Origin of the sequence: Oscillibacter sp. ER4, assembly GCF_000765235.1 — a bacterium.
GTDB lineage: Bacteria > Bacillota > Clostridia > Oscillospirales > Oscillospiraceae > Hominicoprocola > Hominicoprocola fusiformis.
The window spans coordinates 1-8,930 of sequence record NZ_JPJG01000075.1 but is presented as its reverse complement, the minus strand read 5'-3'; the positions used below and the strand labels follow the sequence as shown (position 1 = coordinate 8,930).

The window sequence follows — 8,930 nt, the reverse complement described above, 5'->3', positions numbered from 1 at the left end:
GATTCAAAACCTTAGCTATAAATAGACACGGAATAGTCAGCTGATTGTCTTTCAATTTCTTGTGTGTTACTTTACCACACATGAGCATTGGCGCCGGGGTTGTCGTTGCCGTAGCCTTCCATGAGGTTGACAACACCCCACACTGCGAGACCTGCGCCGAGGGCGATAACGAGCGTCTGAAGAACCGTGACAGCCTGATTGATGAAAGCCATAGATTTTCCTCCTTGATTTGAAAAAGATTGGTTGTGTATTTTTGAAAATGGGCATAAAAAAAGAAGCCCCGTCGCTGTTCTGCTTTGGGATGAGCCATCAGGCTTTACCCACTGCGCAGTGCAGCGACGGGGCTTTAATCTGCATCGACCTCGCCCATATCATAGAGGTCGAATGTGTCATCGGGCTTGACTACCAGCTTGTGCTGCCGGTACTTCTCGATGTCAAAGGCGTTCCGCTTGTTATAGTCGGAGAGCTGCCGGTACTTTGGATGCTTCGTAATGTCGTATTTGTTACTGAGAAAAGGTCTCACGCCTCGAAGCTGCAAAATACACTTGGCTCCGTCCATGACGGCGATCTCATCCTGAGACATCAGTTCCTTGCCGGTTTTCTGATAATTCAAGCCGTAGGAGTTGTTGTTGGAACGGGTTTCTGAGGTGTTGTAAAGGTCGATTGTCTCCTTGCCCAGCACCTCGCTGATTTCCTTGAGGGTCGATTTTTCTTTTCCGCCGAGGAAAAGTGTGCAGTCACAGTTGCCCGTGATGGTGTCAGCCGCATCCTTGTAGATGGTCTTGAGCTGAGATTGGGACTGCAAGATGATTGACGCCGAGATTTCCCGGCTGCGGATGGTTGCGATGAGCTTATCAAACTTGGGGATTTGACCGATATTCGCAAACTCGTCCAGCAGACAGCGCACATGGACGGGAAGCCGTCCGTTGTAAACGTCATCTGCTTTGTCGCAGAGAAGGTTGAAGAGTTGGGAATACATGATTGCCACGACGAAATTGAAGGTGTCATCGGTATCGGAAATGATGACGAACAGTGCCGTCTTCCGGTCTCCGATGGTGTCCAGTTCCATCTCATCGTAGCTCATCAGCTCCCGCAGCTCTGCAATGTCGAAGGGCGCAAGCCTTGCACCGCAGGAAATTAAAATCGACTTAGCAGTCTTGCCAGAGACGAAAAGTCAAGGACTTTTTCATCAAATTCAAAAAGAAGTCACATTTTGCGGACTTCTTCACGGAGCATACGCTTGATTTTGTCCTCCATCGTCTCCTTGGCGGTCTCGCTGAAATGGACACGGACGATATAGGTGGTCTTGCCAATCTGCTTTCTGACAGTCGGGCAAGTGGTGGTGTTGGTTGCGGTATTGTTCATTCAAAATCCTCCTGTAAATGAAAAAGTGCCCGGTAACTATTCATCATCGGGCGGTGTCGGTATGAGGGAACAAGGCAAGGCGGCAACATTAAGGTATCTATAAAAACCTTGCCGTCTTTGCCACGCTTGCCGTGTTCCTGTTGTCAGTCTCGGAGATAGCAGACCCATGCTGTGCTGTCTTTCTCGGTCACAAGCCTGTCTCCGATACGGCTCTTTGCCGTTCTCATGGTGCGTGAGGAAATCCCACGCTCATTGACTGCCTTTTCCAGCTCTGCACTCGGCATACGCTTTCCGTTTGCAAGCAATTCCAGAATGAGCATTTGCGCCTGTGCGGTCTTGCTCTCGGTCTTTGCGGTGTCTGTCCCGGCAAGAAGCTCGTCAGCGGTAATGTCATAAGCCCCTATCCACTCAAAGCCTTTCTCGTCTCCCAGAGAAAAGGCAAGGGACTGTCCGGGCGGCGCAAGGGAGCTTTTCTCATGGATAAGTACCCTTGTTGTGGGGCTGTCCCTCAGCTTGCCAATAAAGAGCAGACTGCGGACTGCCGCCGTAATGTCGATAGACCCTAATCCCCGGTAGGTGCTTTGCGTTCCTGCGGCTTTGTTGAGGTGTCCGATCAGCACGATAGCGCACCCGGTAGCCTGTGCAATGTCTCCCAGACTGCGGAATATCGGGCGCACTTCATTTGCCCGGTTCATGTCCACATCTGCGCCCAGAAACGCCTGCACCGGGTCAATGATAACCAGCCTTGCGTTGTTCTCACGGATTGCCCTTGCTATGCGCTCATCGGCAAGGGTCAGCGGCGTGTCTCTATCGTCAATGACAAGTACTCTTTCAAGGTCTGCGTCCGCTTCCATCAGCCGGGGCTTAACGGTATCGCCCAGACCGTCCTCGGCGGTCTGATAGATGATATTGAAAGGCTCAAGTGTCTCCATACCGGGTAAAGGCTTTCGATTGGTGCAAGCCGCCGCAAGGCGCATAGCAAAGTAGGTCTTGCCCTCGCCGGGATTGCCCTGGATAATTGTCAGCTTTCCAAAGGGGATATACGGAAACCATAGCCAATCCACGCTCGTCAGCTCCACATCTGCCATGCGGAGCATGGGGACAGGCTGGGCGGTGGGCAGCTCTCGCAGCGTGATTGTCTCGGCTATGAATTTGCGGCTGGGAATGTCCCCTTGCTGACGGAGAACATCGTTCCAGTCTTTCCTTGCCGGGACAAGGCGAATGACGGCGATCTCGCCAGGAATGTCCTGTGCCAGCCGGGTGCAGGCTTCACTTCCTGCGGTGTCGCTGTCAAGGCAGAGGAACACTTTTCGGGTGTCCTTGCGTTCAGAAAGGAAACGGTCAAGGGCTTTGCCTGAAACGCCGCCCAGGGCAAGGTAGCTCCTTGTCTGCCAGTCCTGCGGATAAAGGCAGATAAAGGACAAAAGGTCAATCGGTGCTTCAAAGACAAAGAGCTGGTTGCCGTTTCCCTCATAGTGGAACGGATAGGATTTGTCAGACCCGGCAATGTCCTGTCTGAATGGGTCTGCCGTTCCTCGCACATGGGCGTATCTCGGCGTACCGCTTCGGTCTCTGCCGACAAACACAACATTGTGCCGCTTTGCGTCCTCGTAAATATCCCCGGAAAGAAGAAAAGCCTCAACAAGCGTTTTGTTGAGACCTCGGCTTTCTGTGAGATATTGGATTGCTCTGTCGGCTGTCCTGTTGTGCAAGGGCAAGTGAAACGCTGTGTGCGGTGCTGTGCTGGCTTCGCTCTGTCCCTCACCGCTTTCGCCGGTTAAGAGCTGGACAGCTTCGGGAAAGGACTTGCCGTAAAACTCCATGACAAAATCAATGGGATAGCCGCCCTTGCTCTGGCTGTGGCGAAACCACTTGTTTCCCCGGACGGTCAGGCTGTCATGTTCTTTCCAGCGGTATTCCCGTCCGCTTTTGATAAGCGTCTCTCCCTGTGTGCGGAGAAAATCTTCCAGACTGACGGCATTTGCCCGGTCAATCTGTGCTTGGGTGTAATTCATCGGGATAGTTCCTCCTTTTTCTGTCGTGTTTGGGGTCGATTTTGGAGCTTTTGTTCCTCTGTACGCTCGTTAAATCGGGCGGCAGTATCTACGCATGACTTGACCTTCCAAAGGCGGTGTAAATCGTCTCTGACAGCCTTAAACTCGCCATAGGTGGTTTCGTGCGCCTGTTCCAGCTCGTCATACTCGTCGGACAGCTTTTTCATATCCACCTTGCCGTCCGGGAACTCCCCGGTCAGCTTTCGTCTGGCGGCGTAGAACTGTATCAGTTCCGCTTCATGCTCTGCCTTGTACTTGGCTCTGGGCTTCTCAAACTTGATTTTCTGCAAGCCGTCATAGACAGGCTTCAAGTTCTGGAAAGCAGCGGAGCTGTCATAGAGCTGCTTAATTGCTTTCATTCGGGCGGTCTGTTCGTCCAGCGTTTTCTTCAAGCTCTCTGTGGCAGCACTGTGTTCGCTGACACGGTGTTCCAAATCTTCAAGGGAGTAAATGCCGTTTGCCTGGAGATAATTGAAAGTCTCGTTCATCTCCTTTAGGTTGCTGACCTTACCTTTCTGCGAATATGCCCCGGCTCTACGGCTGGTGTAATAGGCGCTCAGCAGAGAAACAAGGTTGGGTGCCTGCGGCTTGGCAAGCTCCGCTTTTGCTTCGGCAATCCAATCAAACAGGAGAGCGATTTTCTTCTTAATGTCCCGGATAACGGCATTGGTTGCTCTGATCCAGCGGTTGAACTCGCCCTTCTCGGTGCGTATGCCTTTCTTCTCCATTGCCCGGACGGTTGCGCCCTCGTGGACGGTGGGAAGAAGCTCCACGCCCTGACGCTCATAGCTTCGGTGGTCGATACGAATGTCAAGCCCCTTTTCCGCAAACTTGGCGTTGCATAGCTCCGCCCATGTCTGCCGCCAGTATTCCAGCGTTTCGGGACTGCCCCAGTCGGTAGTGGGAACGGCGTTGAACACAAACTTTCCGTCTGCGTCCCGGATACGGTTGCCGTCCTCGTCCAGCTCATACACCCGGCGTTGCTTTAGTCCCCATTTTCCGTTCTGCTCGATGGGGCGGATGGGGCAAAGCACATGAAAATGCGGGTTTGGTATGCCGCCGTCCTCCCGGTCTGGCTGGTGTACGGCGAAGTCAACCACCATGCCCCGGCTCACAAAGTTCTCCAACAAAAATTGCCTTGCAAGAGCGATGTTTTCCTCAAGGGAAAATTCATTCTGCAAGGCAATGTCAAAGCTGTATGCAAGTTGGGCGTTCTTTCCACGCTCGGCTTTTTCCACGGCGTTCCATAGGGTCTGGCGGTCTGCGTATTCGGGCGGTGCATGGGACGGCAGGAGAATGTCAGAGCAGATCACGCCGCCCTTGCGGGTGTAGTCGCTGTATTCGCCGTAATACTCGCTATACAATCGCTCCCCGGCTCGGTAGGCAGCAGAAGCGATAGCGGACTGTCCTGCGCTTCGCTTAGTCTGCGTGACACTCAGATGAAATAGTGCCATCGGCTTTCAACTCCTTTCCTCCGTTCGCTTTGTTGATGTGGGTAATCGCCATGTGACGGACGGCTCGCTGGACTTCGGACAGAGAAAAGATGTGTTCCATCAGCTCTGTCATTTCGGTGCGTGTGAGATCTTTGACCTCCGGGGCAAGGCTCTCAATCGTTCCGCCCAGATTGCAAAGGCGGTGGGTGCGTTTCTTTCGCTCGCCCTGTTCCAGAAACTTCTTTCGGTTCTCCAGACGCTCCAGCTTGTGCTGTTCCTGTGCAAGCTGCGTCTCGGCTCGTTCCTTTTCGGCTCGAAGCTGTTCAAGGGTTTTCGGTTTTGTCATTGTAATTGACCTCCTTTTTTGATTTTGCGGATAAAAAAAGACCGTCAACTTTTCGCATAGTGCGACCAGTCAACGGTCTGATTTTCGGTATTCGGTTTTTGTGTTCAGTTAGACAAATTCAAATTGGGTTAGTTAATCGGTGGAGCAGAAGGATTGCTTACCTTGTAGTAGCTCCCACCAATGATAATATATGCTTCGCTACCTCTATCTTCGTAGGTAAAGGCACTTTCACCTTTCACATAGAATTCATAACTTTCCGAGCCTTCTACTGCTTCTGGCTCATCGCAAGCAGTCAGCTTCAAATCATAGAACCAGTTAATAACAGGGGTTGTAGATAAATCATTGGAGTCATATTCCTCTGAACCAATTTCAAATGCAGTTTCTTCTCCTTGTGAGTAGAAAGACACTGTAATCATTGTTGTAGGTTCGGGGAAAGAGTACACTTCTGAAGCACTAACAGCCTTTTGATTGCAACCGACCAAACCTAACACACAAACTAATGCTAAGACAAGTGTTATCAACTTCTTCATACAATCACACTCCTTTGTCAAATTCCGATTTGCTTGTTCCATAAAATTCATTTTATTCGCCTTCAAACTTGCTGGCGGCGAACAGCATTTTATGCTGTTTGCGGACGGCAAGTCCACAAGGGATAGCCGCTTTAGCGGCGCAAGGGGGTGTAGCCACCTTGACGGAACGAAGTGACGCAACATTCGCAGGCAAGCAGTTTTCTTCTGCTGACAGAGAATGAAGCTCCGCAGGACGCACGATACTCCCGATAGGAGAGTATAGAAGTGCGCCCTTTAGTTCCTAAAGGGGTTTGCTCCGGCTTAATTTCTCGACAAACTGCAATTAGTCATTTCAGTAAGTATTTTCCGAGTCCTATCTGAATCAAATATAGGACAAGGATATGTGCTGGATAAAAAACATAGAAGAAGTATTTTAGCTTCAGTTTACCACGCTTTCCGTTGTATAGCAGAATAAGCAAGCAGGCAAGAAGCGTACATAAAGGCGGTTGATTCCCCGTTGTCCCCATGTAAGCCAAAAGGAACAGCAACACTTGATAGATTCGGTGATTACGGCAAATATAAAATGCTGATATGAATAAGATCCCCTGCATACCGTAGTCACAATGGATTCCTTCCGCAATGCCGGAAAAAAGCACTACACTGAGAACTTGCAGGACTGCTGATTTTATTCTATCCACCGGTAGGTCTGATTTACACGAAAATCTTTCAAGGCATACCAATGTCAATAAGCCTAAAAACAAGGTGAAAAATACATTTTGATACTTCAAGTAAAACGGAAATGTATCTTCCATTCGTGAATACGCACTAAAGAAACCTATGTCAAATGGAACTTCCGAAATAAGGGCAAATGCAAGCATCAACCCAATATAGCGTTTTTTACTTCTTGTGTGTTGGAATCCTTCTGCCAGCAAAAAACAGAATAGCGGAAAAGCAATCGTCCCAATGCTTTGCAAATCAAACCGTATGAAATAATCTATCTCTCGGAATCTCTCCCACGACATTTGCCCGTTATCTGCCATAGCCCCCCAGTAGTTTGATAGCAGCCATTGCAGCACAATTTTACATAGATGGTCAATAAGCATTGTCAGTACAGCAATAACCTTTAGCGAATTTCCTGAGAGAAATTGAATGCGATTTATTTTCCTATCAAGGCTCATAAAGCAACCTCCTACCAACTTCCAATTCTACGATTTTTCGCATTCAAATTATACCATAAAACTCGTGAACAATTCTATCGCAACTTTGGAATATATGAGAAAAGTCCGAACAGTTTTCTGCCCGGACTTCCTCACTCAATCATAAATCAATTCTGCTTTCACAATCTCCTCTGCCTGTGCCTTGCAAGCGTTCATCTGCCGCACCCATTCCATTTGATTATCGGCTTTCAGTTGCTCAGTCACACCGTTTTGCTCTGCCAGTGACCGCACGATCAGCTCCATGCGGTTTCGTGCCGCTTCGTCAATCTCGGCACAATGTTCAAAGAGCTTGTCGGATAGCACCAGTTCATTGAACAGTATCGGGCGGTGCATTTCCAGATACGCCTTGCGAAGTCTGCCGTAGTGTCCGATGGGCTTGGTCTTGCGGATAACGATGTTCGGGATAAGATAATCGCCGTTCTGTGTGTAAGTGATATTCATGCTGATTGTACTCCTTTCATTGGCTCTCTCTGCGGTAAGCTGCTGACAGGGACGAACACGCCCTTTGCAATGTCCTCTGCACGAATGGCGGCTTTCTTGGCTTCGATTTCTGCCTTTTTCCGCTCCTTGATTTTATCCTCGTATCGCTTCTGCGCTCCGCTGGCTTTACGCTTCAAGTAGTTCTGATGAAGTCTGTCCTTGCGTTCCTCTCGCTTGCGGATTTCTTCTAATTCCTCCGGGGTCAGCTCCACTTCTCCAAACGCCGGGGGAACGAAACGCCCAACAAAATTGAAGTAAATCTCAACCTCCTGTGTGGTCTGTATACTTCCTTTGCGGTCGCGCTCATGCACAAGAATTTTCTCGATAAACTCGTTGAGCATGGCAATGGTCAGCTTGTCGAAGTTCTCATACTTACCAATCAGAGCGATAAAACGGTCAGCGTCCTTTTCGTGCTTCTCATAGCTCTTGACAGCCTTTTCCAGAACAGAGATTTCAGCGGTAAGCTCGGACTGTTCCTTTTCGTATTGAGCGTCCAGAGTGGCGTATCTGCTGTCGGACAGCTTGCCTAAAATGTTGTCCTCATAGATTTTGCAGAGCAGGACTTCCAGCTCGGAAACTCTCTGCTTTGCTGTGGCAAGGCGTGTCCGCTGTTTCCTGACCTCTGCCGTCTGCTGGCTGGACTGTGCTTCCTGCACCACACGGACAAACTCGGCTCTGTCATGCTTGGCATATTCGGCAATAGCTTTGAGCATTTCGGAAACAAGGGACAGTACCACATCTTCATTGATACGGTGCTGTGTCGTGCAGAGCTTTCCAACTGGGACTTTGCTGTATTGGGAACAGGTATATTGAGAAATACGCTTGCCGTTGTTGGTACGGTGGACATACATCTTGCCGCCGCAATCGGCACAATAAAGCAAGCCTGTGAGGGGAGCTGCTTCGCCCCAGCCGTCCGGGTAGCGTCTGACATTCCCACGGATTTTCTGCACAAGGTCAAAGGTCTGCTGGTCAATAATGGCTTCGTGCGTATTCTCAAAAATCGTCCATTCGTCCTCCGGGACATAATGGCTTTTCTTGTCCTTGAAGTGCTTTCGGGTCTTGAAATTGATGGTGTGTCCCAGATATTCACGCTTTTCAAGAAGGTTGCAGATGGTGGAAGAACCCCAGCCGTACACATCTTTGAAAGTCTTATTCTTGTTCACGCCCTCGCCGTGCTGGGCAAGGTAAGCGGACGGAATGAGAATTTTTTCTTCTTTCAGCTTGCTGGCGATCTGATACGGACCGTAGCCCTCAATCGTCATGGCAAAGATACGCTTGACCACCTCTGCGGCTTCGGGGTCAACCAACCATTGGTCTCTGGCTTCGTTCCAGAGATAGCCGTAAATGACTGTGCCTGTGAGGTGCTTGCCGGACTTGCCTTTGGACTGGAAAGTGGAACGGATTTTACGGCTGGTGTCTCTGGCGTAATACTCGTTCATAATGTTGCGGAAAGGGGTAAAATCATCGTCCCCTCTGGCACTGTCCACGCCGTCATTGATGGCGATAAGGCGAACGCCACGCTGACG

General features: G+C 50.0%; 8 protein-coding genes and 2 pseudogenes. All 10 read right to left on the bottom strand.

The genetic code is table 11. The annotated features are described in order from the left end of the window. Positions 1-83: 83 nt before the first annotated feature. A pseudogene (locus tag NI20_RS14755) lies at positions 84-212 on the bottom strand (Maff2 family mobile element protein); the annotation flags it as partial. A gap of 134 nt (positions 213-346) precedes the next feature. Beyond that, positions 347-1,165: pseudogene (locus NI20_RS0111595) on the bottom strand (VirD4-like conjugal transfer protein, CD1115 family); the annotation flags it as partial. Between the two features lie 41 nt (positions 1,166-1,206). Beyond that, a complete protein-coding gene (locus NI20_RS14750; RefSeq protein ID WP_081027740.1) occupies positions 1,207-1,365 on the bottom strand; it encodes a transposon-encoded TnpW family protein in 159 nt (52 codons plus the stop codon). A gap of 143 nt (positions 1,366-1,508) precedes the next feature. Then, positions 1,509-3,380, bottom strand: coding sequence for an AAA family ATPase (locus NI20_RS0111590; RefSeq protein WP_033121562.1), 1,872 nt, complete (start codon positions 3,378-3,380; stop codon positions 1,509-1,511). Beyond that, positions 3,377-4,873, bottom strand: a complete 1,497-nt coding sequence (mobQ, locus tag NI20_RS0111585; protein ID WP_033121561.1) for a MobQ family relaxase — start codon at positions 4,871-4,873, stop codon at positions 3,377-3,379. The genes NI20_RS0111590 and mobQ overlap by 4 nt, the downstream gene beginning before the upstream one ends. Beyond that, on the bottom strand, positions 4,839-5,198 hold the full coding sequence (locus tag NI20_RS0111580; RefSeq protein WP_033121560.1) for a DUF3847 domain-containing protein: 360 nt from the start codon (positions 5,196-5,198) through the stop codon (positions 4,839-4,841). Before NI20_RS0111580 ends, mobQ begins: the two co-directional genes overlap by 35 nt. A 128-nt stretch (positions 5,199-5,326) precedes the next feature. Then, on the bottom strand, positions 5,327-5,728 hold the full coding sequence (locus NI20_RS0111575) for a hypothetical protein (RefSeq protein WP_033121559.1): 402 nt from the start codon (positions 5,726-5,728) through the stop codon (positions 5,327-5,329). Between the two features lie 326 nt (positions 5,729-6,054). Continuing rightward, a complete protein-coding gene (locus tag NI20_RS0111570; RefSeq protein ID WP_025483373.1) occupies positions 6,055-6,885 on the bottom strand; it encodes a TraX family protein in 831 nt (276 codons plus the stop codon). A gap of 135 nt (positions 6,886-7,020) precedes the next feature. Then, positions 7,021-7,365: a TnpV protein gene (locus NI20_RS0111565; RefSeq protein ID WP_033119194.1), complete on the bottom strand. Its 345-nt coding sequence runs from the start codon at positions 7,363-7,365 to the stop codon at positions 7,021-7,023. Then, a partial coding sequence (locus NI20_RS0111560) for a recombinase family protein (RefSeq protein WP_033121558.1) occupies positions 7,362-8,930 on the bottom strand: 1,569 nt, incomplete at its 5' end. The genes NI20_RS0111560 and NI20_RS0111565, both read right to left, overlap by 4 nt.

Coding starts and splice junctions, on each gene's coding strand:
- NI20_RS0111575 (WP_033121559.1), bottom strand. CDS start 5,728: ATGAAGAAGTTGATAACACTTGTCTTAGCATTAGTTTGTGTGTTAGGT.
- mobQ (WP_033121561.1), bottom strand. CDS start 4,873: ATGGCACTATTTCATCTGAGTGTCACGCAGACTAAGCGAAGCGCAGGA.
- NI20_RS14750 (WP_081027740.1), bottom strand. CDS start 1,365: ATGAACAATACCGCAACCAACACCACCACTTGCCCGACTGTCAGAAAG.
- NI20_RS0111565 (WP_033119194.1), bottom strand. CDS start 7,365: ATGAATATCACTTACACACAGAACGGCGATTATCTTATCCCGAACATC.
- NI20_RS0111590 (WP_033121562.1), bottom strand. CDS start 3,380: ATGAATTACACCCAAGCACAGATTGACCGGGCAAATGCCGTCAGTCTG.
- NI20_RS0111570 (WP_025483373.1), bottom strand. CDS start 6,885: ATGAGCCTTGATAGGAAAATAAATCGCATTCAATTTCTCTCAGGAAAT.
- NI20_RS0111580 (WP_033121560.1), bottom strand. CDS start 5,198: ATGACAAAACCGAAAACCCTTGAACAGCTTCGAGCCGAAAAGGAACGA.